This is a genomic window from Buchnera aphidicola (Pterocallis alni), assembly GCF_964059075.1.
Lineage (GTDB): Bacteria > Pseudomonadota > Gammaproteobacteria > Enterobacterales > Enterobacteriaceae > Buchnera_L > Buchnera_L aphidicola_AN.
The window spans coordinates 287,593-312,781 of the sequence record NZ_OZ060377.1; the positions used below are offsets into that span (position 1 = coordinate 287,593).

25 protein-coding genes and 5 tRNA genes are annotated in these 25,189 nt (G+C 22.1%); 20 read left to right on the forward strand and 10 right to left on the reverse strand.

Annotation, left to right across the window (positions count from 1 at the left end; genetic code table 11):
* The first annotated feature begins 121 nt into the window (after positions 1–121).
* The 4 genes from AB4W54_RS01285 to cgtA all read left to right on the forward strand — a co-directional run bounded on the left by AB4W54_RS01285 (position 122) and on the right by cgtA (position 2,193).
* Positions 122–373 (forward strand): BolA/IbaG family iron-sulfur metabolism protein, encoded by a 252-nt coding sequence (locus AB4W54_RS01285; RefSeq protein WP_367674315.1) that lies wholly within the window; start codon positions 122–124, stop codon positions 371–373.
* A 105-nt stretch (positions 374–478) separates the two neighbouring features.
* Complete coding sequence (rplU, locus tag AB4W54_RS01290; RefSeq protein WP_367674316.1) at positions 479–796, forward strand: 50S ribosomal protein L21; 318 nt, start codon at positions 479–481, stop codon at positions 794–796.
* A 12-nt stretch (positions 797–808) separates the two neighbouring features.
* Positions 809–1,069 carry a 50S ribosomal protein L27 gene (gene rpmA, locus AB4W54_RS01295; RefSeq protein WP_367674317.1) on the forward strand — a complete coding sequence of 87 codons (261 nt, stop codon included), beginning with the start codon at positions 809–811 and terminating at the stop codon, positions 1,067–1,069.
* A gap of 113 nt (positions 1,070–1,182) precedes the next feature.
* Positions 1,183–2,193: an Obg family GTPase CgtA gene (cgtA, locus tag AB4W54_RS01300; protein ID WP_367674318.1), complete on the forward strand. Its 1,011-nt coding sequence runs from the start codon at positions 1,183–1,185 to the stop codon at positions 2,191–2,193.
* Between the two features lie 113 nt (positions 2,194–2,306).
* Here the strand turns inward: cgtA and rpsI are convergent, their stop codons facing one another.
* Both rpsI and rplM read right to left on the reverse strand, forming a co-directional pair.
* Complete coding sequence (gene rpsI / locus AB4W54_RS01305; protein ID WP_367674319.1) at positions 2,307–2,699, reverse strand: 30S ribosomal protein S9; 393 nt, start codon at positions 2,697–2,699, stop codon at positions 2,307–2,309.
* Positions 2,700–2,712: 13 nt separating this feature from the next.
* Positions 2,713–3,141 (reverse strand): 50S ribosomal protein L13, encoded by a 429-nt coding sequence (gene rplM / locus AB4W54_RS01310; RefSeq protein WP_367674320.1) that lies wholly within the window; start codon positions 3,139–3,141, stop codon positions 2,713–2,715.
* A 169-nt stretch (positions 3,142–3,310) separates the two neighbouring features.
* Here rplM and AB4W54_RS01315 point away from each other — a divergent pair, with 169 nt between their 5' ends.
* The 6 genes from AB4W54_RS01315 (at position 3,311) to aroQ (ending at position 8,332) form a co-directional block, all read left to right on the forward strand.
* Positions 3,311–4,465 carry a chorismate mutase gene (locus tag AB4W54_RS01315; RefSeq protein WP_367674321.1) on the forward strand — a complete coding sequence of 385 codons (1,155 nt, stop codon included), beginning with the start codon at positions 3,311–3,313 and terminating at the stop codon, positions 4,463–4,465.
* Positions 4,466–4,534: 69 nt separating this feature from the next.
* Positions 4,535–5,872, forward strand: coding sequence for a signal recognition particle protein (locus tag AB4W54_RS01320; protein ID WP_367674322.1), 1,338 nt, complete (start codon positions 4,535–4,537; stop codon positions 5,870–5,872).
* A 64-nt stretch (positions 5,873–5,936) separates the two neighbouring features.
* Positions 5,937–6,179 (forward strand): 30S ribosomal protein S16, encoded by a 243-nt coding sequence (gene rpsP / locus AB4W54_RS01325; RefSeq protein ID WP_367674323.1) that lies wholly within the window; start codon positions 5,937–5,939, stop codon positions 6,177–6,179.
* Between the two features lie 15 nt (positions 6,180–6,194).
* Positions 6,195–6,692: a ribosome maturation factor RimM gene (rimM, locus tag AB4W54_RS01330; RefSeq protein WP_367674324.1), complete on the forward strand. Its 498-nt coding sequence runs from the start codon at positions 6,195–6,197 to the stop codon at positions 6,690–6,692.
* 213 nt (positions 6,693–6,905) lie between these two features.
* Positions 6,906–7,253 (forward strand): 50S ribosomal protein L19, encoded by a 348-nt coding sequence (gene rplS / locus AB4W54_RS01335; RefSeq protein WP_367674325.1) that lies wholly within the window; start codon positions 6,906–6,908, stop codon positions 7,251–7,253.
* 629 nt (positions 7,254–7,882) lie between these two features.
* The gene (aroQ, locus tag AB4W54_RS01340; protein ID WP_367674326.1) at positions 7,883–8,332 is read left to right on the forward strand and encodes a type II 3-dehydroquinate dehydratase; all 450 of its coding nucleotides are present in this window, start codon (positions 7,883–7,885) and stop codon (positions 8,330–8,332) included.
* A gap of 331 nt (positions 8,333–8,663) precedes the next feature.
* Here the strand turns inward: aroQ and AB4W54_RS01345 are convergent, their stop codons facing one another.
* Entirely contained in the window at positions 8,664–9,596 is a 933-nt protein-coding gene (locus AB4W54_RS01345; protein WP_367674327.1) for an RluA family pseudouridine synthase, read from the reverse strand.
* A gap of 127 nt (positions 9,597–9,723) precedes the next feature.
* Between AB4W54_RS01345 and alaS the strand changes: the two genes are divergently transcribed.
* The 4 genes from alaS to AB4W54_RS01365 all read left to right on the forward strand — a co-directional run bounded on the left by alaS (position 9,724) and on the right by AB4W54_RS01365 (position 12,962).
* Positions 9,724–12,345 (forward strand): alanine--tRNA ligase, encoded by a 2,622-nt coding sequence (gene alaS, locus AB4W54_RS01350; RefSeq protein WP_367674328.1) that lies wholly within the window; start codon positions 9,724–9,726, stop codon positions 12,343–12,345.
* A 111-nt stretch (positions 12,346–12,456) separates the two neighbouring features.
* Positions 12,457–12,648, forward strand: coding sequence for a carbon storage regulator CsrA (gene csrA, locus AB4W54_RS01355; RefSeq protein ID WP_367674329.1), 192 nt, complete (start codon positions 12,457–12,459; stop codon positions 12,646–12,648).
* Between the two features lie 138 nt (positions 12,649–12,786).
* A tRNA-Ser gene (locus AB4W54_RS01360) sits at positions 12,787–12,876 on the forward strand.
* Positions 12,877–12,888: 12 nt separating this feature from the next.
* Positions 12,889–12,962, forward strand: a tRNA-Arg gene (locus AB4W54_RS01365).
* A gap of 80 nt (positions 12,963–13,042) precedes the next feature.
* Here the strand turns inward: AB4W54_RS01365 and rpiA are convergent.
* The 4 genes from rpiA to AB4W54_RS01385 all read right to left on the reverse strand — a co-directional run bounded on the left by rpiA (position 13,043) and on the right by AB4W54_RS01385 (position 14,030).
* The gene (gene rpiA / locus AB4W54_RS01370) at positions 13,043–13,696 is read right to left on the reverse strand and encodes a ribose-5-phosphate isomerase RpiA (RefSeq protein WP_367674330.1); all 654 of its coding nucleotides are present in this window, start codon (positions 13,694–13,696) and stop codon (positions 13,043–13,045) included.
* 97 nt (positions 13,697–13,793) lie between these two features.
* A tRNA-Gln gene (locus AB4W54_RS01375) sits at positions 13,794–13,864 on the reverse strand.
* A 2-nt stretch (positions 13,865–13,866) separates the two neighbouring features.
* Positions 13,867–13,950, reverse strand: a tRNA-Leu gene (locus AB4W54_RS01380).
* Positions 13,951–13,956: 6 nt separating this feature from the next.
* Positions 13,957–14,030 (reverse strand) — tRNA-Met (locus AB4W54_RS01385).
* A gap of 154 nt (positions 14,031–14,184) precedes the next feature.
* Between AB4W54_RS01385 and glnS the strand changes: the two genes are divergently transcribed.
* The 3 genes from glnS to AB4W54_RS01400 all read left to right on the forward strand — a co-directional run bounded on the left by glnS (position 14,185) and on the right by AB4W54_RS01400 (position 18,205).
* Entirely contained in the window at positions 14,185–15,840 is a 1,656-nt protein-coding gene (gene glnS, locus AB4W54_RS01390) for a glutamine--tRNA ligase (RefSeq protein WP_367674331.1), read from the forward strand.
* 90 nt (positions 15,841–15,930) lie between these two features.
* On the forward strand, positions 15,931–17,244 hold the full coding sequence (gene eno / locus AB4W54_RS01395; RefSeq protein ID WP_367674332.1) for a phosphopyruvate hydratase: 1,314 nt from the start codon (positions 15,931–15,933) through the stop codon (positions 17,242–17,244).
* Positions 17,245–17,317: 73 nt separating this feature from the next.
* Positions 17,318–18,205, forward strand: a complete 888-nt coding sequence (locus AB4W54_RS01400) for a 5'-3' exonuclease H3TH domain-containing protein (protein ID WP_367674333.1) — start codon at positions 17,318–17,320, stop codon at positions 18,203–18,205.
* Between the two features lie 14 nt (positions 18,206–18,219).
* On the opposite strand, the gene yihA is transcribed toward AB4W54_RS01400, so the two are convergent.
* On the reverse strand, positions 18,220–18,825 hold the full coding sequence (gene yihA, locus AB4W54_RS01405) for a ribosome biogenesis GTP-binding protein YihA/YsxC (RefSeq protein ID WP_367674334.1): 606 nt from the start codon (positions 18,823–18,825) through the stop codon (positions 18,220–18,222).
* An 80-nt stretch (positions 18,826–18,905) separates the two neighbouring features.
* Between yihA and typA the strand changes: the two genes are divergently transcribed.
* The gene (gene typA, locus AB4W54_RS01410; protein WP_367674335.1) at positions 18,906–20,732 is read left to right on the forward strand and encodes a translational GTPase TypA; all 1,827 of its coding nucleotides are present in this window, start codon (positions 18,906–18,908) and stop codon (positions 20,730–20,732) included.
* 11 nt (positions 20,733–20,743) lie between these two features.
* Here typA and gmk read toward each other — a convergent pair whose 3' ends face one another.
* Both gmk and AB4W54_RS01420 read right to left on the reverse strand, forming a co-directional pair.
* A complete protein-coding gene (gmk, locus tag AB4W54_RS01415; RefSeq protein ID WP_367674336.1) occupies positions 20,744–21,373 on the reverse strand; it encodes a guanylate kinase in 630 nt (209 codons plus the stop codon).
* Positions 21,374–21,474: 101 nt separating this feature from the next.
* The gene (locus AB4W54_RS01420) at positions 21,475–22,422 is read right to left on the reverse strand and encodes a tRNA-modifying protein YgfZ (protein WP_367674337.1); all 948 of its coding nucleotides are present in this window, start codon (positions 22,420–22,422) and stop codon (positions 21,475–21,477) included.
* A gap of 118 nt (positions 22,423–22,540) precedes the next feature.
* Between AB4W54_RS01420 and prfB the strand changes: the two genes are divergently transcribed.
* Both prfB and lysS read left to right on the forward strand, forming a co-directional pair.
* Entirely contained in the window at positions 22,541–23,641 is a 1,101-nt protein-coding gene (prfB, locus tag AB4W54_RS01425) for a peptide chain release factor 2 (protein ID WP_367674338.1), read from the forward strand.
* A gap of 7 nt (positions 23,642–23,648) precedes the next feature.
* Positions 23,649–25,172, forward strand: a complete 1,524-nt coding sequence (gene lysS / locus AB4W54_RS01430; RefSeq protein ID WP_367674339.1) for a lysine--tRNA ligase — start codon at positions 23,649–23,651, stop codon at positions 25,170–25,172.
* The last annotated feature ends 17 nt before the right edge of the window (positions 25,173–25,189 follow it).

Sequence of the window (25,189 nt, forward strand, 5' to 3'; positions counted from 1 at the left end):
TTACTAATCATTATAATTTTCATATACTATATTTTAAATAAATTACATTTTAAACATTGTATAAATAATTAATATTATTTAAAATAATATTTCAAAATACATCATATAAAATAATTACATTATGAAAAATAAAAATTTAAAAGAATATATTTTACAAAATGTTCAGTTAAGCAATATATATTTAAAAGGTGATAACAATCATATTCATATTATTGCTATAGGAGATATTTTTATTGGAATGAAAAATATACAAAAACAACAAATAATATATAAACCATTAACAAAATATATTATAAAAAAAAAAATTCACTCTGTTACAATTGATACATTTACCAATCAAGAATGGAAAAAAAAAAGAAAATCTTTTTTATAATACATGTTAATCATCAAAATACAATAACAACATAATACCTTAATAAACGATATTCTATTTCTCAAATATATGTAAAAATTTTTCACATAAAAATAAGGATCAAATATGTATGCTATTTTTGCGCATAGTGGAAAACAGTACCAGGTTAAAGAAGGGGAAACAGTAAGAGTAGAAAAAATCAACCTTGAACAAGGAAAAAAAATTACATTTTCAGAAATATTAATGGTAATACAAACAAACCAAGTATTTATTGGAGAACCAACAGTACATAATAGTTATATTCATGGATATATTTTAAAACACGGAAAACATAAAAAAATTAAAATTTTTAAATTTAGTAGAAGAAAACATTATAAAAAAAAACAAGGACATAGACAACATTTTACAGATGTAAAAATTGTCAATATTAGCATGAAACACTAAAAAGGATAAAATATGGCTCAAAAAAAAGCAGGTGGATCTACTAGGAATGGTAGAGATTCTCGATCTAAAAGATTGGGGATTAAAAAATTTGGAGGACAATCAGTACTTTCAGGATCAATTATTATTAGACAAAGAGGAACAAAATTTCATCCTGGTACCAATACTAAAATAGGTAAAGACCATACAATATTTGCAGTGAAAGCAGGAATAGTACATTTTAGTATTAATGGATTAAAAAAAAAAAAATACGTCAATATTATTTCTAATCAATAAATATTACCTTAAATCAAGATATAATTCGTATATATTATTACTAATATTATTGATAATAAAGATATTTATAAAAATTATGTCAAATAATATCATTAATCATGAGATATAGTAATATGAAATTTATTGATATGGTAAAAATACACGTTACAGGAGGTAATGGAGGAAATGGATGTATTAACTTTAGAAGAGAAAAATTTGAACCAAAAGGTGGACCAAATGGAGGTGATGGTGGAAATGGAGGTAATATATGGATTAAAATAGACAAAAATTTAAACACTTTAGTGGATTTTCGATTTAAAAAACATATTTATGCACAAAATGGCCAACCCGGACAACCTAATAACAAATCTGGTAAAAATGGATCCGATATAATACTATTTGTACCTATTGGTACAAGAATAATTAACGAATTAAATCAAGAAATTATTACTGATTTAAATACATATAATAATAAAATACTTATTGCCAAAGGAGGAGCAAAAGGAATTGGAAATAACAAATTTAAATCTTCAATTAATAGAACTCCATATCAAAGAACAAAAGGGAAAATAGGAGAAAGTAAATATATTCAATTAAAGCTTCTTTTAATAGCAGATGTAGGAATTGTAGGATTACCAAATTCTGGTAAATCAACATTATTGACATCTATCTCTCAAGCAAAATCAAAAATAGGTCCATATCCATTTACAACTATTATTCCAATATTAGGAACTGTAAAAGTAAAAAAAAAAAAAAAATTTATTATTGCAGATGTTCCAGGGATTATGAATGGAGCATCTAAAGGACAAGGTTTAGGAATACAATTTCTACAACATTTAGAAAAATGTAACATATTATTACATTTAATAGATATTTACAAAAAATTTGAAAAAATCATTTATAATATTCAAATTATTGAACAAGAATTACAAAAATATAATAAAAATTTATGGAATAAACCAAGATGGTTTATCTTTAACAAAATTGATAAATACAGTAAATCAGAAATAATATATATACAAGAAAACATTAAAAAAAAGATTAACATACAAAATATATTTTATTTCATTTCAGCCAAAAAAAAAATACATACAACAATGTTATGTAATAAATTAGTAAAATATTTAAATACATCTATCTATTAAATATTAATTATATAAACATACTATAAAAATCAAATTTATATAACATACATATTATATAATAATCCGGATGTTATATTCCGGATTAAATACACAAAATATAATATTGGTATAATCTATCTTTTAGAAAATTGTGGTTTTTTTCTTGCTTTTCTCAAACCTATCTTTTTTCTTTCTACTTTACGAGAATCTCTTGTAACAAAACCATACTTTCGTAATTGTGATTTTAAATCTTCATTATGTTGAATTAATACGCGGGTAATACCATGTCTAATAGCTCCCGATTGACCCGACATACCTCCACCAGAAACGGTAATATAAAAATCAAATTTATCTAATAAATTCATTTTTTGTAAAGGATCTAGAACAACAGAACGATCACTTGGGCGAAAAAAATATTGCAATAAAGTTTTTTTATTAATGCTAATTTCCCCACTACCTGGTTTCATAAAAACTCTAGCAGAAGAACTTTTACGACGACCAGTAGCATAATTTCTATTATTTATCATATACGTATCCAAATTAAATATTTAAATATTGGGGATTTTGTGCTTTATGAAAATGATCCTGTAAAGGATAAATTTTTAATTTACGTAACATAGAGCGACCTAAAGATCCCTTGGGTAACATTCCTTTTACTGCTAATTTAATAATTTCATCAGATTTTTTCAATAACATATCACAAAAAGCAACTTTTTTTATACCACCAATATATCCAGAATATCTATAGTAAAATTTATTTAACCTCTTATTTCCTGTTACAAGAACTTTTGATGCATTAATAACAACGATATAATCTCCAATATCAAGATGAGGGGTATACTCCACCTTATGTTTACCTTTTAAATAATGTGCTATTTTTGAAGATAATCTACCTAATATTTTATCTTTTGCATCAATATAATACCAATTTTTATTTACATGATGAAGATTAGCTACAAAACTTTTCATACATATTCCAATTTATTTACAACACCAACAAGATACAACAATTATAATATTTATATATGTGATTAATATAAATATTTTAAAAAAAAAGTAATATAAATATAAAAAATGTCTTATAATATATTCAATATCTCGTATCATAAAAATGATTTAACTAAACAAGGTGTACATTATGCAATATAAGAATATATTATCTAATATACGTTGTGAAATTAATAAAATTGATCAAGAAATATTATTTTTATTATCTAAAAGAAAAAAAATAGTTACTAAAATTGCAAAAAAAAAAATAATTAATCATATTCCTATACAAGACTTAAAAAGAGAAAAAGAATTATTAAATAATTTACAATCTCTATGTAAAAAATATTTTTTAAACAAAAGTTATATCATTGAAATATTTAAAATCATTATAAATGATTCAGTTATGTTACAAAAAAATATAAAACAACAATATGATAAAAATAAATTTATCAAACAAAAAACAATAGCATTCTTAGGACCAAAAGGATCTTATTCATATATTAGTACAAAAAAATATATTAAAAAAAATAAAAAAAAATACCATAAAAAAAAATATGATAATTTTATTGAAATATTTCAATCTGTAAAAGATAAAATATCAGAATATGCCATAGTACCAATTGAAAATAGTTACTCCGGGTTTATCGAACCAGTACATAGTATGTTAATTAACAATAAACTAAAAATTTATTCCGAATTTCATTTACCAATTAAACATTGTATATTATCTCCTATTAATACTACATTGCAAAATATCACAACAATATATAGTCACCCCCAATCATTTCAACAATGTAGTCAATTTATTCAAAATTTTCCTCATTGGAAAATAAAATATACAAATAGTACATCACAAGCCATGAAAATTATTTCACAAATGAATACCTATACTGCTGCAGCTATAGGAAGTAAAATAGGTAAAAAAATTTATAATCTACAAATCATTAAAGAAAAGATAGCTAATGATTTGAATAATCAGACCAGATTTTTTATCTTATCACAACAAAAATATAAAATAAATAATTCTCAACCCATCAAAGCAACATTAATAATAAAAAATAAAATAATAAAACAAGATGATATAATCAAAATATTTCAAAAAAACCATATTTTAATATCTATATTTATACCTATAATATATATCTTAAATAATAAAAAAAAAATGGGTTTTTATATAGAAACTAAAGAACACAACAAATTAAGTGCTATAAACCAGATTATTTATTATTTAAAAGAAAAAAAAATATTTATTAAATGTTTGGGAAAATATCCTATATTAAATATATCAAATAATAATCATTAATATAAAATATATTTTACAAATCTGTACAATACAAAACATAATCATTAAAAAATATTTTTTATCAAAATTATGTTTAGCAATATTAAAAAAAAATTTATATCACTTATTAAAAATATTTCTGGTAAAGGAAGAATTACAGAAAAAAATATTGCAAGTACTTTACAAAATATAAAAAAAACTTTATTAGAATCTGATGTATCATTAATTGTTATTGATAAAATTATTAAAAAAGTAAAAAAAAAACTTATTGGTAATAATATAAATCACCATCTTACCCCAGGGCAAGAATTTATTAAAATTTTCCAAACAGAATTAATATCAATTATGCAACATAAAAATCAAAACATTAACTTATTAAAAAAAAAACTCAATATAATACTTATAGTAGGTTTACAAGGATCAGGTAAAACTACTAGTATAGGAAAATTAGGAAAATTTATAAAAAATAAATATAAAAAAAAAATTTTAACTTGCTCTACTGATATTTATCGTCCAGCTGCAATACAACAGCTTAAAGTAATATCTGAAAAAGCAAAAATAGACTTCTTTCAACCTAAAATTCATCATGATCCATCTAAAATGAGCTTAGAGGCTATTAAAGAAGCAAAAAAAAAATTCTATCATACTCTAATTATAGATACTTCTGGAAGATTAAATAATAACATAAAAATGATGCAACAAATAAAAAATATACAAAAACATACTAATCCTATAGAAACTTTTTTTGTTATAGATTCTATGATGGGTCAAGAAGCAATTAATATAGCAAATACCTTTAATAATTTTTTTAATATTTCTGGAATTATATTAACTAAATTAGATAGTGATACACAAGGAGGTGCTGCATTATCTGCTACTTATATAACAAAAAAACCAATTAAATTTGTAGGAACCGGTGAAAAAGTACATGCATTTTCTATTTTTAAACCAAAAGAGATTGTATCTCGTATTTTAAATATGGAAGATACATTATCTCTTATAACAAAAATAAATAAAAAAATTAAAAATATCCATTCTAAAACCATTAACAAAAAAATAGAAAAAAATAAAAAATTTGACTTAAATGACTTTCAAATATATCTTCAAAACACTAATAAAATTAGTAAAATAAATGAAATTATATCAAATATATATAAACCAGATAATAATACATCAGAAAATATTAATAATAATTTTATAAAAAAAATACATGTTATTATTAATTCTATGACACCTAAAGAAAGAAAAAATCCTAAAATTATAAAAGGGTCAAGAAAAAAACGTATATCAATAGGATCAGGAACTACTATACAAGATGTTAATAAATTATTAAAACAATTTGTAGAAATTAAAAAAATAATAAAAAAAATAAAAATACAAGGTGTACAAAAAACTTTACAATATATAAAAAATTTAATACTAAAATAATTTAATAATATTAAAGTATATTATAAATTTAAAAAAAATTTTATTTAATATAAAAGGAATAAATATGGTAAAAATTAGATTATCACTACACGGGGCAAAAAAAAAACCATTTTATAAAATAGTTGTTGCTGATAGCAGGTTTCCAAGAGATGGAAGATTTATTGAACAAGTAGGTTTTTTTGATCCTAAAATAACAGAAAAATCAAAAAATACCACTCTCAATATAGATAGAATCAATTTTTGGATAAAAAATGGAGCAATCTTATCTAATAGAGTGAAAAAATTAATTCATATACATTCTAAATAAAAAAAATAATTATTTATGGATAATCCATTAATAATTGGTAAAATTGGATCTCCATATGGAATTAAAGGTTGGAATCACTTATTTTCTTATACAGAAAAAAAAATACATATTTTTCAATATCAACCTTGGTTCATAAAAAAAGATCATCAATGGGGCCAAATACAATTAGAAGATAAAAAAAATATCAATAAAAAAATTATTATTAAAATTCACAATGTAAACGATAGAAACCAAGCGCAAAAATTAATTAATATATCAATTGCTATTAATAGTAACCAATTACCTAAACTGCCCCAATTAGAATATTATTGGAAAGATATTATGTTATGTAATGTGTTTAATAAAAAAAATAAATATGTTGGGAAAGTAATAAATATATTACAATCTAACACAAATGATATATTAATTTTACAAAATATTCACAAAAAAGAAATATTAATTCCTTTTATACAAAAAAAAATGATTCAAAAAGTAGATATTTATAAAAAAACTATTCATATAAATACTGAATAAAATTAAAAAATCAATTATATACAGTATAAAAGTAAAATTTCTTAAAATAGTAAAATAACTTATAAGATATTATAAAATAAAAAATTTACTCAAATTCATAACATATAATATAAAAAATGAAAAATCATTAAATATATCTATCTTAATAATAATAAAATTTATTCTTACCCCCAATGAACATAATATTAATAATGTAGTATGAGATACTATAAAATGAAAAATCAAACTATACAAAACATAGAAAAAAAATATATGTCTAAAAAAATACCTCATTTTAGAACAGGAGATACAGTAGAAATAAAAATATGGGTTATGGAATCTACAAAAAAAAGAATTCAATCATTTGAAGGTATAATAATTGCAATTAAAAACAGACAATTACAATCTTCCTTTACAGTAAGAAAAATATCTAATGGGGAAGGAATAGAAAGAATATTTCCAACATATTCCAATATTATAGAAAATATAATTATTAAAAAAAAAGGAGCAGTAAGAAAATCAAAAATATATTATTTAAGAAATAAAATTGGAAAATCAGCACGTATTAAAGAACGTATATAAAATAAAAATAATATTAAATAATTATATATTATATATACAAATATCTTGAATTATGCTAAATCCATTAAATCATTATATATTGAAACCAATAGTTCACATATTATAAATAACTATTGGTGACAATACATATAAAATATATCATTACATTATGTATAATCCACATATTTTATATAAATATTTTAATGAATTCATCAAAATATCAATAAAACTTTATCATATATATTTAGTAAAAAATATATTATATATAAAATATATACAATCATATTCTTGAATAATACAAAATATTGTATCAAATGATATCTAAATAATATTATAGATATATCAAACATTCAATATGTTAAATATGATCAAAGTAATATATCAATTATATTATTTCGTACAAATGAAGAATGCAATATATTAATGATTAAATTATAAAATTAACATTAATCTTATTAATATGTAAAAATATTTTATCATACATAAAATTAAAATATATAATTTACAATAGTAAAATATTCAAAAAACAAATTATAACATAATTAAAAAAAATATATTGCATAAAATGTTTATAATTCTTAATGAAAAATCTTTACAAAATTTATACAAATATTTAGAATTAATTATTAAATTATAAAATAAATAATATAATGTATAAATTTAAAATTTTAATATTAAATGGACCCAACCTAAATTTATTAGGATCTAGAGAATCTAATATATACGGAAATATTCCACTAAAAAAAATAATAAATAAATTATCTGAAAAAGCAAATAAAATACAAACAAAAATAAAACATATACAATCTAATGCAGAACATATACTCATTGAAACTATTCATCAATCAAAAAAATACGATTATATCATCATAAACCCGGGAGCATTAACACATACTAGTATAGCGTTAAGAGACGCATTACTAGCTGTAAATATTCCATTTATTGAAGTACATATTTCTAATATTTATGCTAGAGAAAAATTTAGATCACATTCGTGGTTATCTGATATTTCTCAAGGTATAATAACTGGATTAGGAATATATGGATATTTTTATGCTCTTGAAATAGCTGTAAAAAGATTAAACAATAACAAAAAATAAAAATATATAAATTATATTATATAGTATCATATTTATTTAATGTTTTATAAACCTATATTAGTATTCTTTGGTAATATTAAAACTGATAACATGAAAATCCTGTAAAATATTATATAGTAAAATATAAAAATATTTTTAACACTAAATTATAAAAAATAATATTAATAATCTATTGTATTATAATAGTTTTTAATCAATATTTTATAAATATAAAATAAAATAGAATAAAAATATTTATAAAATACTACTACATAAAAAATATTATTTACATATCATATCACAATAAATCATATATAATATTTTCAATTATTGCATTTTAACATAAAACATACTATAAATATTTTATAATATTCATCATATCATCTGGAATAGAAACATAAAAACTCATATCTTTGTGAATAATAGGATGAATAAATTTAATATGGCTAGCATGTAAACATTGTCTAGAACAGAATTGTATTCTAAAAAAAAATTTTTTTTTTATTTTTTTAGGAATACAATTTCGTAATTTATAAACAGGATCTCCTAATACAGGATGTTTAATATACATCATATGCAATCTAATTTGATGTGTTCGCCCTGTAAATAATTGAATATTTAAATGAGTATAATATTGAAACTTTTGTATAATATTATAATATGTAATAGATGGTTTTCCATCTTTATGTACCATCATGCGAATTCTTCTATTTATATCTCTCATTATCGGAGCACTAATTATATCTCCAGAAGTTAAATTACCAAAAACAAAAGCTTGATATTGACGTATAATTTCTTTTTTTTTCATTAAATCAATTAATCTCAAATAAGTAATAATATCTTTAGCTATAATGATTAAACCAGTAGTATTTTTATCTAATCTATGTATAATTCCACATCTAGGTATGTATTGTATATTTTTATTTCGGTATAACAAAGCATTTAATAATGTACCATGATGATTACCATTCCCTGGATGTACAACTAAACCTGCAGGTTTATTAATAATTAAAATATTATAATCTTCATAAAAAATATTTAAATCAATATTTTCTCCGATATGAAATATATTTTTATCAATAACAAAAATAGTAATTTTATCTCCAGGAAAAACTTTTTTATTAGGAATATTTACAATCTTATTATTTACCATCACTAAATTAGTAAGAATAAGATCTTTAACATAAGATCGAGAGTATTTTTTTAAAACATCCGTTAATGCTACATCTAAACGATTTTTTTTTATATGAATGGGTAAAATAATAAAACTAATTTTTTTCTTCATAATTGTAATGTACAAAAATTATGTATTTCATATATATAATTAACATATATATAAATATAATCAATAAATAATTAAATTTATATAATATATAAATAAAATTAATGTTTAATAAAAATACAGGATATGCATGATATATAAAATCAATGAAGTACGAAAAATGTTTATAACATTTTTTAAAAAAAATAATCATACCATTTTACAAAGTAGTTCATTAATCCCCCCTAAAAAATCTAATTTATTATTTACAAACGCTGGTATGAATCAATTTCAAGAAATTTTTTTAGGAAAAAAAAAACCCCCTGCTTTACAAATTGCTACGATCCAAAAATGCTTAAGAACGGGAGGAAAGCATAATGATTTAGAACAAGTGGGCAATAGTTTATACCATCATACATTTTTTGAAATGTTAGGTAATTTTAGTTTTGGTAGTTATTTTAAGAAAGAATCTATTCAATATGCCTGGAAATTATTAACAAATAAAAAATGGTTTAATATCCCAAAAAACAAACTATTTGTCACTGTATACTATAACGATTTAGAATCATATACAATATGGAAGAAAATTATTAAATTAGAAAAAAAAAATATAATACTTATTTATGATAAAGAAAATAAAAAATACAAATCCGATAATTTTTGGTATATGGATAAGACAGGACCATGCGGCCCATGTACCGAAATATTTTTTAATAAAACGAATGATTCCATCAATATTAATAATTTAAATAACAAAGATAAATACGTAGAAATTTGGAATATTGTATTTATACAATTTAATAAAATTAATAAAAATACATTAATACCATTACAAACATATTCTGTAGATACAGGTATGGGGTTAGAAAGAATAACATCTATCCTACAACATGTGAACTCAAATTACCAAATCGATTTATTTAAAAAAATACAGAAATCAATATGTTATATTAACCAATTACAAGATATTAAAAACAATGAATCAATTAATATAATATCTGATCATATCCGAGCAGCAATATTTATAATCAATGAAGATATTACCCCATCCAATGAATATAGAGGATATATCTTACGTAGAATTATTAGAAGAGCATTAATGCATGGTCATAAACTAAATATTAAACATACTTTCTTATATAAATTAGTACATAATGTTATTAAATTATTAGCAAAATCTGAAAAAACATTATTACATAAAGAAAAAAAAATTAAAAATATTATTAAACAAGAAGAATTACAATTTATAAAAACACTACAAGTAGGTTTGAAATTATTAAAATCAAAAATTAATAAATTAAAAAATAAAGAATTAGATGGAAATATAATTTTTTATCTTTATGATACCATAGGGTTTCCAATAGATTTAACAAAAGATATATGTAAAGAAAAAAATATACATATTAATTATCAAAAATTAAAAAATATTATACAACACCAAAAAAAAATACGAGAAGAAAAACAAAAAAAAAAAAACATAAAACATGCAATTCAGACAAATACTCAATCAACCTTTGAAGGATATAATAAAAATCATATTATTACTCATGTACAAGAAATTTTTATCAATGGTAAAACCAGTTCTATCATATCACAATATGAAAGTGGAATTATTATTTTAAATAAAACTACATTTTATGGAGAATCGGGAGGTCAAATAGGAGATAATGGCATTATTTATAATAATAACGCTATATTTAAAGTCACAGACACACAAAATTTCATGAATGCAATTGGACACATAGGTTATGTATATTATGGAACTATACAAATCAATGATATTATTGCTACACAAATTCATAAAAATAAAAGAATATTTATACAAAATAACCATTCTGTAACTCATTTATTATATTCTAGTTTAAAGAAAATTTTAAAATACAATATTGAACAAAAAGGTTCTTTTATTAATGAAAAACATATTAGATTTGATTTTTCCTATCCAAAAAATATAAAAAATAAAAAAATTGAACAAATAGAACACATAATAAATGAATACATTCAAAAAAATATTACTATAAAAAAAAAAAATACAACTTTTGAAAAAGCAAAATCAAAAAATTATCATTTTTTAAAAAATAAAAATTATAACGATAGTATCCAAACAATATCAATAAAAAAATTTTCCAAAGAAATATGCAAAGGAACACATACAAATCGCACTGGAAATATCGGAATTTTTAAAATTATATCTTTTAAAAACATTGCTTCAGGAATTAAAAGAATTGAAGCAATCACTGGAAAATATGCATTACAATATATACACCAACAAAGTAAATATATTCAAAAAATTAACAATATACTTAAATCAGATACAAAATCTTGTATACCAAAAATACAAAAAATTATAAATCGTTATAATGAAATCCAGCAACAAAATAATCAATTAAATAAAAATATAATTTTATACCAAACAAAGGAAATTATTAAAAAAATCATCACTATTAAAAAAATAAATTTTTTCTTTCAACAAACCACTATAAAAGATAAAAAATTATTAAAAAAAATGATAGAAATAATAATAAAAAAAATAAAATTATGTATTATAATATTTTTTTATAAACAAAGTAATAAATATATTTTTATTATTTATACAGATAAAGAATTAATATCATATATTACATCGCTAAAAATTATCAAAATATTTAAAAAATATACTTCGGGGTCTGGTGGAGGAAAGGTAGAATTTGCACAATATGCAACTAATAATATTACCAAAATCAATCTAGTAGTAAAAAAAATAAAACAATATATTAATACAAAAGTAAAATAAAATTATTTTATAAAATAATAAAAAATATATCATACATTATAAAATTTTTATAAAAATAAATATAAATTAGATTTAATAATAAAATTATATTTTATATATTAGGAAAAAATAATGTTAATATTAACTCGTAGGGTTGGAGAAACAATTATCATAAGTGATAATATTACTATAACAGTATTAGGTGTAAAAGGTAACCAAATTAGAATAGGAATTAACGCTCCTAAAAATATTTCTATATATCGAGAAGAAATATATCAAAAAATACAATCGAAAAACAAAAAAAATGATTTCATTATCCAATAAACATGAATTTTATAGATATATTATATAATTGAAATATAATATATTACAATAAGAAATATTAAATTGATAAAAATATAAAATATGTTTGACTTTATTATATGAATAGTACTATATTAGTATATAAATGTCCAGTATTCAGGTGAAATGGCCGAGAGGCTTAAGGCGTTCCCCTGCTAAGGGAATATACAAAATATAATTGTATCGAGGGTTCGAATCCCTCTTTCACCGAAAATATAATTAGCATCCGTAGCTCAGATGGATAGAGCACCCAGCTACGAACTGGGAGGTCGGAGGTTCAAATCCTTCCGGATGTAAAAAATAAAAAAATACAATATAATATATTTTCCATCAAATATATAATATACATAAATAAAATAAAAAATTATGTAATTAACTAAAAAGATTTAATACCATATTGTGTACTAATTAATATTAAATCATTTTTTCTCATACGGAATAAACCAACTGTAACTATTCCTGCTAAACTGTTAAGATAATTTTCTATTAATTGAGGATTTTGTAAATTTAAATTATAAATATCAATAATAATATTACCGTGGTCTGTAACAATACCATTTCTATATTTTGGGATACCTCCTAATTTTAATACTTCTTGATATATATAAGAATAAGACTCAGGAATAATCTCAATAGGTAATGGAAATTGACCTAATGTATGTACTAACTTAGATTCATCAATAATACAAATAAATTGATTGGATAATGAAGAAATAATTTTTTCTTTAGTTAATGCACCTCCACCCCCCTTAATCATATACATATCAAAATTTACTTCATCAGCACTATCTATGTATATAATAGGATCTGAAACAGTGTTTACATCTAATACCTTGATACCATGATTTTGCAATAATAAAGTTGTATAATAAGAACTAGAAACTGTTCCGATAATTTTTGTTCTAAAATGATAAAGTTCTTGAATAAAATATAACATAGTTGATCCAGAACCAATTCCAATTACTGAATCAAAATTAACATATTCCAATGCAGCTAGTGCAGCATATTTTTTTAATTTATTTTGTATCATATTAATTAATATTTTATAAAAATGTTATTTTTAATAATATAATATAATATTATATCAAATGTAAATATTATAAAATATTAATTATTAAACTGAATTACTGGGGTACCTGGATTCGAACCAGGGATGCCGGTATCAAAAACCGGTGCCTTACCACTTGGCTATACCCCAAATACGGAAGACGAGATTTGAACTCGTAAACCCATAACGGGCGCCAGATCCTAAATCTGGTGCGTTTACCATTTCGCCACTCCCGCTAATAATGGCTATGAAGGGAATTGAACCCATGACCCCAGCGTTATGAGTGCTGTGCTCTAACCAACTGAGCTACATAGCCTAATATATAATAATTTTAATTAATTTATCTTTTAATTAATCTATATTATATAATATTATATTATATAAATTAATATAATAATTTTAAAGTAAAATCGTGTTAATTTATATAAAAATTTCTTTTCACAACTTTCATTTTTCATAATAAGGTATATATGGTACCAACAAAAACTAAATATAAAAATAATTTTATACACCAAGTGATTAAAAAAGATTTTAAGAAAAATCGTAAAATGCATGTAAAAACTCGATTTCCACCTGATCCAAATGGTTATCTACATATTGGACATGCAAAGTCAATTTGTTTAAATTTTGATATTGCAAAAATATATTTAGGTATATGTAATTTACGTTTTGATGATACTAATCCCAACAAAGAACATTCAAAGTATATGGATTCAATTAAAAATGATATTGCTTGGTTAGGTTTTAAATGGAATCAAGATATTAAATATACATCGATGTATTTCAATATTATTTATTATTATGCCCTTGAATTAATAAAAAAAAAATTAGCATATGTGGATCAATTGACTAAAGAAGAAATAAAACAATATCGAGGCACATTAACACAACCTGGGAAAAATAGTCCATATCGTAACCAAACAGTACAAGAAAATATGTTTTTATTTAAACAAATGCAATTAGGTAAAATACCAGAAGGAAAAGCATGTCTAAGGGCAAAAATTGATATGAAGTCTTCATTTATGGTAATGAGAGACCCGGTCTTATATAGAATTAAATTTAAAGAACACCACCATACTAAAAAATTATGGTGTATTTATCCTACTTATGATTTTTCACATTGTATATCAGATGCAATTGAAGGTATTACGCACTCTTTATGTACATTAGAATTTCAAGATAATAAACAATTATATAATTGGATATTAAATCATATTAGTATTCATCATCGCCCTACACAATATGAATATTCTAGATTAAATATAGAATATTCTATACTGTCTAAAAGAAAATTACAGTTATTGATTCAACAAAATATTGTTCAACGGTGGGATGATCCAAGATTATTAACAATAAGCGGTTTACGTAGAAAAGGATATACTGCACAATCAATACGTAATTTTTGCAACAATATAGGAGTAACTAAACAAAATAATTTAATTGAAATATCAGCATTAGAGGCATGTATACGAGACGAGTTAAATAAAACTGCACATAGAACAATGGCAATATTAGATCCTATTGAAGTAATTATATATAATATTCCAAACAATTTTGAAGAAAAAATCAACATATTAAATCATCCTAATAATATTAAGATGGGTACACGAGATATTACTTTTAATAATAAAATATATATTGAAAGATCAGATTTTCAAGAAACACCTAATAAAAAATATAAAAGATTGACTCTTGGAGGGTCAGTAAAACTTAAATATGCTTACAATATTACAGCAAGGTATATTAAAAAAGATAAAAATAATAATATTATTAAAATTTTTTGCACATGTAACTTAAAAAACAAAAATAATAAAAGAAAAAACGGAATTATCCACTGGATTACAAAAACACAATGCGTAAAATCACGTTTCATGATATATAATAATTTATTTAATACTAAAAATCCAGAAAATAAAAAAAATTTATTACCATACATTAATAAAAATTCTATAATAAAAAAATATGGATTTGTCCACCATAGTGTTCTCAATAATAAACAAATACAAACATATCAATTTGAAAGAATAGGATATTTTTATATTGACTCTATACTATCTAAAAAGAATATATTAACATTTAATCAAACAGTTTCACTAAAACAAAACAAAAAACCATCAAATACGTAAAATACATAACATACATACAATGAGTAAATTACTTAATAGATGAATAAATATATTATAATATATTATTATACATTTTAAATGGGATATAAAATGTACAAAATTAAAAATATACATGCTCGAGAAATTATTGATTCTCGAGGTAATCCAACTATAGAAACAGAAGTACAATTAGAAGATTATTCTATTGGTATTTTTTCTTGTCCATCAGGAGCATCAACAGGATCCGAAGAGGCATTAGAACTAAGAGATAACGATAAAAATAGATTTTTTGGTAAAGGTGTATCAACATGCGTCAAATTAATTAATAAGCACATTTTTAATAAATTAAAAGGTAAAAATGCTTTTCTCCAACAAGAAATAGATGAAATTATGATTGACTTGGATGGAACAAAAAATAAAAGCAAATTAGGAGCAAATTCTATTTTATCTGTTTCTATGGCAACAGCGAAAGCTGTCGCTATAGCAAAAAAAATACCATTCTATAAATATATTGCATTATTAAATAATACTCCTGAAAAATTTTCCATGCCATTACCTATGATTAATATTCTTAATGGCGGTAGCCATGCTAATAATAATATTGACATACAAGAATTTATGATACAACCTGTAGGAGCGAACTCTATTAAAGAAGCAATTAGAATGGGTTGTGAAATATTTCATAATTTAGGAAAATTACTACAAAAAGAAAATATGATTACATCAGTAGGAGATGAAGGAGGGTATGCTCCCAATTTACATTCTAACGAATCAGCACTTAAAATGATTGTAAAAGCAGTAGAAAAATCCAATTATATATTAGGAAAAGATATTACGTTTGCGATAGATTGTGCAGCATCAGAATTATATAATCCACAAAATAACATTTACTATTTAAAAGGAGAAAACAAATCATTTAATTATAAAGAATTTAGCCATTTTTTACAAAAATTAACAAGTAAATATCCTATCACATCGATAGAAGATGGACAAAGTGAATTAGATTGGAAAGGATTTAAATATCAAACTAAATTATTAGGAGAAAAAATACAAATAGTAGGAGACGATTTATTTGTTACTAATCCTATTAAATTAAAGCAAGGAATAAAAAAAAATATAGCTAACTCTATTCTAATTAAATTAAATCAAATTGGTACATTAACCGAAACACTATCAGCAATTAACATAGCTAAAAAAGCAGGATATACTACCATCATATCACATAGATCAGGAGAAACAGAAGACCATTCTATTGCCGATCTAGCAGTAGGCACACAAGCAGGTCAAATTAAAACCGGTTCTATGAGTCGTTCTGATAGATTATCTAAATATAATCAATTAATTAGAATTGAAGAACAATTAGGTAATTCTATCGCTCCATTCAAAGGAATATATGAATTAAAAAAATATTATACTAAATTATAAATTATTATATAATACATAAAAATAAAAAATTACTCATTTTATTAAAATATTCATATAATTACTATATACTGTTTTGAATAATAAAAAAATAATTATATTATTAGATGGATATTCATATATTTACAGATTTTATTTTGTAGCATTAAAAAACCAAAATATAGAAAATACTATATATTTATTTTTTTATACGATCCAAAATATATTAAAGACTTATCTACCAAAAAAATTTATTGTTATTTTTGATTCGAAAGAAAAAAATTTTAGAACAAAAATATTTCAAAAGTATAAAAAAAATAGAAAAAAAATACCCTTTGAATTAATTCAAATTATTAATACCATCTACAAAATACTTATACATTTAGGTATACCAACACTTTGTATACCTAATGTAGAAGCTGATGATGTTATAGCTACTATTTCTAAATTAGCAGAAAAAAATGGTGATATTACTCTAATTGGGACAATAGATAAAGATTTAACACAACTAGTTAATAAAAATATTTATATATTAAATAAAAATCATTATAATATTTCAAGTTCTGTAGATATAAAAAAAAAATATGGAGTGCATCCAAAATATATTATAGATTTATTTGCATTAATAGGAGATCAATCAGATAATATACCAGGAGTAAAAGGTATTGGAAAAAAAACTGCTATCAAATTAATATTAAGTATAGGATCCATTAATCAAATTTATAAAAATTTAAAAAAAATTCACACATTACCCTTAAAAGGAAAAAAAAATATTTTAAAAAAATTAATTGAAGGAAAGAATATGGCTATATTATCTTACAAACTAATAAAATTAAAAATTAATGTAGATATAAAAAAAAAATATACAGAAATAACATTCCAGAAAAATAATAATTATCTAAAACCATATAACATAAAGTACTTTAAAATGATGCATAATATTTATTATCTTATACAAAATATATGTAAATACCATAAAATATAATATAAATATAAAATTTATAAATGTTTATTATACCATATATTAATCTCATTTAATATATCATTTATACCAATCATATGAACACATGAAAATAAAATAATTTTTAATTTTATATAATAAAATTGTATTTGTTTCTTTAATATATTTAATTGATACAATCTATCATGTTTATTTAACTTATCACATTTAGTTAAAATAATAATTATATGTATATTGTACAATTTAGAAAATGTTAATATTTTTCTATCTTCAGTACGAATTAATCTACGAATATCAATTAATAATATTAAACCCTTCAAACACTTTCTATTGCGTAAATAATTAAAAATTAATTTATATATTTTTTTTTTTTGATTTTTTTGTATTAAAGAAAACCCATATCCAGGTAGATCCACAAACCTTAATGTATCATTTATATAAAAAAAATTAATCATTCTTGTTCTACCAGTTTTTTTACTAAAACGAGATAATTTTTTTTTATTAGTTATACAATTAATTAAACTAGACTTACCAGAATTAGAATATCCCACAAATGCTAATTCAACACCTAAATTATCAACATGTAAACATTTTTTTGATACCGAACTAGTTAAAAATTTAGTATTTTGATACTGTAATATCATACAAAACCTATTATATAATAAAAAAAATAGTATATAATATAATTATATAAAAGTATATAAAATATAATTTTAAAAATAAAATGATTAAAAATATTAAAAATATAGCTATTGTTGCACATATTGATCATGGAAAAACAACTTTATTAAACAAATTATTAGAACAATTTCATTTAACACCAAGTACCAATAAGTCTATTCCATATAATATGGATTTTCACGATTTAGAAAAAGAAAAAGGAATTACTATTTTATCTAAAAATACTGCAATTGAATTTGAAAATTATAGAATTAATATCATTGATACTCCTGGACATGCAGATTTTGGAGGTGAAGTAGAAAGAATTATGTCTATGGTAGATTCAGTATTATTAATAGTAGATGCAGTAGATGGACCCATGCCACAAACAAGATTTGTTACAAAAAAAGCATTTTTAAATAATCTTAACCCAATTGTTGTAATTAATAAAATAGATCGAAAAAATGCTAGACCAGATTGGGTAATAGAAAAAATATTTGATTTATTTATTACTTTAGATGCTACAGAAAACCAATTAGACTTTCCAATAGTTTATACCTCAGCAACATTAGGAAAATCTGGAACAGAATATGATAATATGCAAAATAATATGTCTGTACTAATGCATACTATCATTACACATACTCCAAACCCTAAAGTAAAGAAAAATGGGAATTTACAAATTCAAATATCACAAATAGAATATGATAATTATTTAGGAAGCATTGGTATTGGTAAAATTAACAATGGATCTATAAAAATTAATCAACCAGTTGCTATAATTAACAAGAAAAAAAACATACAATACAGTAAAATAGGAAAAATATTAAAGTACTCAGGACTACAAAAAATAGAAATACAGTCTGCATGCGCTGGAGAAATAATAGCTATTACCGGATTAAATGATTTAAATATTTCTGATACAATATGTGAAATAGATCACATCAATCCTTTACCTCCAGTAAATATTGATCCACCAACAGTAAATATGTTATTTTCAGTGAATACTTCCCCTTTCTGTGGGAAAGAAGGAAAATACATAAACTCCAATGCTATTTATAATAGATTAAAAAAAGAATCAATGTACAATATAGCAATGAAAGTAAAAAAAACTAAATCTTCTAATATATTTTCTGTATCAGGAAGGGGAGAATTACATTTATCCATATTAATTGAAAATATGCGTAGAGAGGGTTTTGAAATAGAAGTATCAAGACCAACAATTATATTTAAAACACATAACAATATCGAAACAGAACCATTTGAAACAGTTATTATCAATATTGAAAATCGCCATCAAGGTATCATTATGGAATATATAGGAGAAAGACAAGGAAAATTAACGAATATGGTGAATAACCATCAATACGGAAGAACTGATTTAGAATACATTATATCTAGTAGAGCATTAATAGGGTTCAGAAGTAAATTCATGAATCTTACCTCTGGAACAGGAATATTCCATTCATCTTTCTTACACTATGATAAAACACAATCAAAAAACATTGGACAAAGAAAAAATGGAGTATTAATATCCAATGGAACAGGAGTAGCAACAGGATTTGCATTATTTAATTTACAAGAAAGAGGACAATTATTTATCAATCATGCTGAAAAGGTTTATCAAGGACAAATCATAGGAATACACAATCGATCTAATGATTTAACTGTAAATTGTTTAATTGGAAAAAAACTCACTAATATGAGAGCATCAGGTTCAGATGAAGCAATATCTTTAACTCCTATTACAAAGATGACATTAGAACAATCATTAGGGTTTATTAATGATGATGAATTAGTAGAAATTACTCCTTCTTCTATCCGAATTAGAAAAAAATTCTTAAATGAGAATGACAGAAAAGTAGCTATTCGAAATTTAAAAATAAATTAATTTAATATAAGTTAGTATGTTTTTTTTAACAATTCTGTAATAATATGATTATATTTTTTTTTCTGATAACAACAAGATAGTCTGGTAGCATTAACAATGCTAACTAAATTTAATACCGAAGAATGAAAATTATCATTAATAATTAAATAATCATATTCTAAATAATGTTGTATTTCATGAACAGCTTGTTTCATTCTATGATTAATTACACAATAACTATCTTGCCCCCTATTTTTTAATCTAACATATAATTCTTGTATAGAAGGTGGTAATATAAAAATACTCTTATAAAATTGTACCTTATTTCGAATTTGTTTTGCTCCTTGCCAATCAATATCTAAAAAAACATCTAAGCCTTTAGATAAAAAACTATTAATTACTTTATAAGAAGTACCATAATAATTGTTAAATACTTTAGCATACTCTAAAAAATATTTTTTGTTAATCATATATTCAAATTTTTCTTTAGAAATAAAATAGTAATGTTTACCATGATATTCACCAGGTCTTATTTTACGAGTAGTATAAGATATAGAAATAACAATATCTAATAACAACTTATTATTTAGTATATATTGTATTAGAGTAGATTTTCCTGCCCCACTGGGAGCAGAAATAATAAAAAGAATACCATTAGCCATAATGTTTTTAAAATAAATATATGAATATTATATAAAGTGTACATTTATAAATATAATAGTGTGTTAATAAAAATATTTTTCAATATTTTAAAAATTTAATTTTAAACAGTACACATAAAAAAACGACTATTTTTATCATTTACAATACGAAAAATATTACTACAAATTTTTTTTTCATTTAATACACACTGTATAATAAATATACTTTTTTTCAGATGTACAAAAAATAATATATTTCCTAATTTTTCCCAACCAAATCCGTTATATATTTCAATACAATCCAAAATATCAAATTTAATGCACGATATACCAATTAAGCAATATAATCTTTTTTTATTAAGTTTACGAAAATATATTTTAGAAATAGACTCTTGACCACAATAACAACCTTTATTGAAATGTATTCCCTGTAGTAAATCTAAATTTAATTCTTGAGGAAAAAATTTTTTAATAACTTTTTTATTCCATACAGGGAATCCAGATAAAATATCTAAAATAAACCATGTATTTTTAACCTTTTTAATATTTTTATGTAATAAAAATTTTTTTAAATGTATATAATCTGAACGATATAAAAATATTAAAAATCGCGGTTGAATATCATTAATACATAGTATAATGGTTTTATTAATATACATCACTGAAGAATATAAACTCGGTTTATATTTAAAATAATCCATTAAAATATCTTGAGATTTACTACCCATTAAAGCTAACAAATAAACATCTTTCATTTTTTGTATGTCAATTTTTGAAAAAATAGAATATTTCTTCAATTCTTGCATTTGTACATTACATATTTCATTCGGTTGAATATATATATACCCTAATTGAAAATGTAGTATACGAAAGACAGAACATACTTTCCCATTAGCATAACAATGGGCAGAAATCATATGATTATATAATTTAAGATAAGATATATCTAGAGTGCATTGACCTTGTAAATACTTTTCATGATCTTTCCCTAATACTTGCACTACAGATAAATCACGTAATACCTCAAAAGAACAATTATTCTTTAAAAAATAATCAATATCTAATAACATAAATATACTTATTAACAATTCATAAGACATTATATATTAATTATATTATTAAAATAATATCATCAACAATATATTTTAAATATAGAATATTAGAAATTGCAATAATATAGGTCAAGATATGGTTAATACCATGCATATGTTCCCTGAAACCATAAATAAATTAATAAAAAAAATTAACAATATAAAAAATATATTACAATATGATAAAAAAAAAAAAAGAATAATAGAAATAAAAAACATTTTACACTCTATCTCTTTACAAGAAAATAAAAAAAATATTAAAAAAATAAAACAAGAAAAGTCAAAAATAAAAAAAATTCTTACAGAAATTAAATCTTGTTCAATAAATATACAAAATATTAATCAACTCATACAATTATCTATCCAATTACAAGATACTAGTGTAGTACAAGATATTAATTTAGAAATAAAAAAAATAAAAAAACAATTAAAAAAAATAGAAATATATAATTTATTAAAAAAAAAATATGATTATTGTAATTGCTATCTTGATATACAATCTGGATCAGGAGGTATAGATGCTCAAGATTGGTCTAAAATACTACTTAGAATGTATTTAAAATGGACCGATAAAAAAGGATTTAAAACAGAAATAATACAAAAAACACCAGGAGAAACGGCGGGAATTAAATATGCTACTATTAAAATCATTGGAAAATATGCATTTGGATGGTTAAGAACTGAAACAGGAATTCATAGGTTAATTCGAAAAAGTCCATTCAATTCTGGAAACAGAAGGCATACATCATTTAGTTCTGTATTTGTATATCCAGAAATAAATAACAAAATAAAAATAAAAATTCAACCATCAGATTTAAGAATAGATGTATATAGAGCATCAGGTTGTGGAGGACAACATGTAAATAGAACAGAATCTGCTGTACGTATTACTCATATACCAACATCAACAGTAACACAATGCCAGAACGAAAGATCTCAACACCAAAATAAAGAACAAGCAATGAAACAAATGAAACTAAAATTATATAAAATAGAAATGCAAAAAAAGAATGATATCAAACAACATATAGAAAATACCAAATCAACTATAGGTTGGGGGAATCAAATTAGATCTTATGTACTAGATAATTCGAGAGTTAAAGATTTAAGAACAGGGATAGAAAGTAGAAATATACAATCTGTACTAAACGGAAATCTAGATTCTTTTATTGAAAAAAGTTTACAAATAGGATTATAAAAATTATATGTATGTATGTAAAAAAAATATTGATAAAAAAAACAATATCAATTATGAACACGAATACGAAATTAGAAAAAAAAAACTCAACAAAATTAAAAAAAACGGATTTAACTTTCCAAATAATTTTAAACCTAATATTAATATATCATCTATTAATAAAAAATATTCTAATAAAACAAATACACAATTAACAAAAATTAACATTACAGTACAAATTGCTGGTCGTATCATGAAACAGCGTATTATGGGTAAAGCTTCTTTTATAACTATCCAAGATATGCAAGGAGAAATCCAAATATATATATCAGAAAAAAAAATATCTTTTAATTTTTATCATCAACAATTTAAAAAATGGGATATAGGAGATATTATATCTGTTTATGGAAAAATTTTTAAAACAAAAACAGGTCAACTTTCTATTTATTGTTATAAAACAAATTTATTATCAAAATCTATACAACCATTTCCAGATAAATTCCATGGTTTAATTAATAAAGAGATACGATACAGAAAAAGATATCTAGATTTATTATTTAATAAAAATACCATTAATAATTTTATTAAAAGATCCAATATATTAATGATTATTCGCGAATTTATGAATAAAAATCAATTTTTAGAAGTTGAAACACCCATGTTACAAAGTATACCAGGAGGAGCAAAAGCAGAACCATTTATTACACATCACAAGACTTTAAATATAACAATGTATTTAAGAATTGCTCCAGAATTATATTTAAAAAAATTAATAATTGGTGGATTTGAAAAAATATATGAAATAAATCGTAACTTTAGAAATGAAGGTATATCTTTCAAACATAACCCAGAATTTACTATGATGGAATTATACATGGTATATTCTGACTACCATGATTTAATGGAATTTATCAAACATTTACTAAAATATATAGTATATAAAATACATGGGGTATACACAATTGAGTATCAAAATCATCCATTACAATTCTGTAAACCGTTTCAAAAATTTACAATCATAGAAGCAATTTTACATTATAATAAATATATTAAAAAAGAAGATTTACAAAATATAAAAAAAATAAAAAAAATTGCTCATTTAAATAATATTACAATTAAAAAATCATGGTCTATTGAAAAAATTATAACTAAAATTTTTACAACAACTACAGAAAACAAATTAATACAACCTACTTTTATTACCGAATATCCAATTGAAGTATCTCCATTATCGAAACGAAATAATACTCAAAACAATTTAGCTGACCGATTCGAATTTTTTATGGGTGGTATGGAAATAGCAAATGGATTTTCAGAGTTAAATGATTATCAAGATCAAAAAGAAAGATTTTTACAACAAGCACTAAAAGAAAAAAATAGAAATGATAAAAAAAATTTTTATGACCAAGAATATATTACAGCATTAGAATATGGAATGCCACCAACTGCAGGTTTAGGAATTGGAATTGATAGACTAGTAATGATTTTAACCAATCAAACTAATATACGTGATATTATACTATTCCCTACGCTAAAACCAAATAATAAATAAAAACATAATAGAGTATC

Coding starts and splice junctions, on each gene's coding strand:
- prfB (WP_367674338.1), top strand. CDS start 22,541: ATGGTTAATACCATGCATATGTTCCCTGAAACCATAAATAAATTAATA.
- gmk (WP_367674336.1), bottom strand. CDS start 21,373: ATGGCTAATGGTATTCTTTTTATTATTTCTGCTCCCAGTGGGGCAGGA.
- yihA (WP_367674334.1), bottom strand. CDS start 18,825: ATGATATTACAGTATCAAAATACTAAATTTTTAACTAGTTCGGTATCA.
- AB4W54_RS01345 (WP_367674327.1), bottom strand. CDS start 9,596: ATGAAGAAAAAAATTAGTTTTATTATTTTACCCATTCATATAAAAAAA.
- alaS (WP_367674328.1), top strand. CDS start 9,724: ATGATATATAAAATCAATGAAGTACGAAAAATGTTTATAACATTTTTT.
- rplU (WP_367674316.1), top strand. CDS start 479: ATGTATGCTATTTTTGCGCATAGTGGAAAACAGTACCAGGTTAAAGAA.
- rimM (WP_367674324.1), top strand. CDS start 6,195: ATGGATAATCCATTAATAATTGGTAAAATTGGATCTCCATATGGAATT.
- typA (WP_367674335.1), top strand. CDS start 18,906: ATGATTAAAAATATTAAAAATATAGCTATTGTTGCACATATTGATCAT.
- rplM (WP_367674320.1), bottom strand. CDS start 3,141: ATGAAAAGTTTTGTAGCTAATCTTCATCATGTAAATAAAAATTGGTAT.
- cgtA (WP_367674318.1), top strand. CDS start 1,183: ATGAAATTTATTGATATGGTAAAAATACACGTTACAGGAGGTAATGGA.
- rpsI (WP_367674319.1), bottom strand. CDS start 2,699: ATGATAAATAATAGAAATTATGCTACTGGTCGTCGTAAAAGTTCTTCT.
- csrA (WP_367674329.1), top strand. CDS start 12,457: ATGTTAATATTAACTCGTAGGGTTGGAGAAACAATTATCATAAGTGAT.
- rpmA (WP_367674317.1), top strand. CDS start 809: ATGGCTCAAAAAAAAGCAGGTGGATCTACTAGGAATGGTAGAGATTCT.
- rpiA (WP_367674330.1), bottom strand. CDS start 13,696: ATGATACAAAATAAATTAAAAAAATATGCTGCACTAGCTGCATTGGAA.
- AB4W54_RS01320 (WP_367674322.1), top strand. CDS start 4,535: ATGTTTAGCAATATTAAAAAAAAATTTATATCACTTATTAAAAATATT.
- eno (WP_367674332.1), top strand. CDS start 15,931: ATGTACAAAATTAAAAATATACATGCTCGAGAAATTATTGATTCTCGA.
- rplS (WP_367674325.1), top strand. CDS start 6,906: ATGAAAAATCAAACTATACAAAACATAGAAAAAAAATATATGTCTAAA.
- AB4W54_RS01285 (WP_367674315.1), top strand. CDS start 122: ATGAAAAATAAAAATTTAAAAGAATATATTTTACAAAATGTTCAGTTA.
- glnS (WP_367674331.1), top strand. CDS start 14,185: ATGGTACCAACAAAAACTAAATATAAAAATAATTTTATACACCAAGTG.
- aroQ (WP_367674326.1), top strand. CDS start 7,883: ATGTATAAATTTAAAATTTTAATATTAAATGGACCCAACCTAAATTTA.
- AB4W54_RS01315 (WP_367674321.1), top strand. CDS start 3,311: ATGCAATATAAGAATATATTATCTAATATACGTTGTGAAATTAATAAA.
- rpsP (WP_367674323.1), top strand. CDS start 5,937: ATGGTAAAAATTAGATTATCACTACACGGGGCAAAAAAAAAACCATTT.
- AB4W54_RS01420 (WP_367674337.1), bottom strand. CDS start 22,422: ATGTTATTAGATATTGATTATTTTTTAAAGAATAATTGTTCTTTTGAG.
- lysS (WP_367674339.1), top strand. CDS start 23,649: ATGTATGTATGTAAAAAAAATATTGATAAAAAAAACAATATCAATTAT.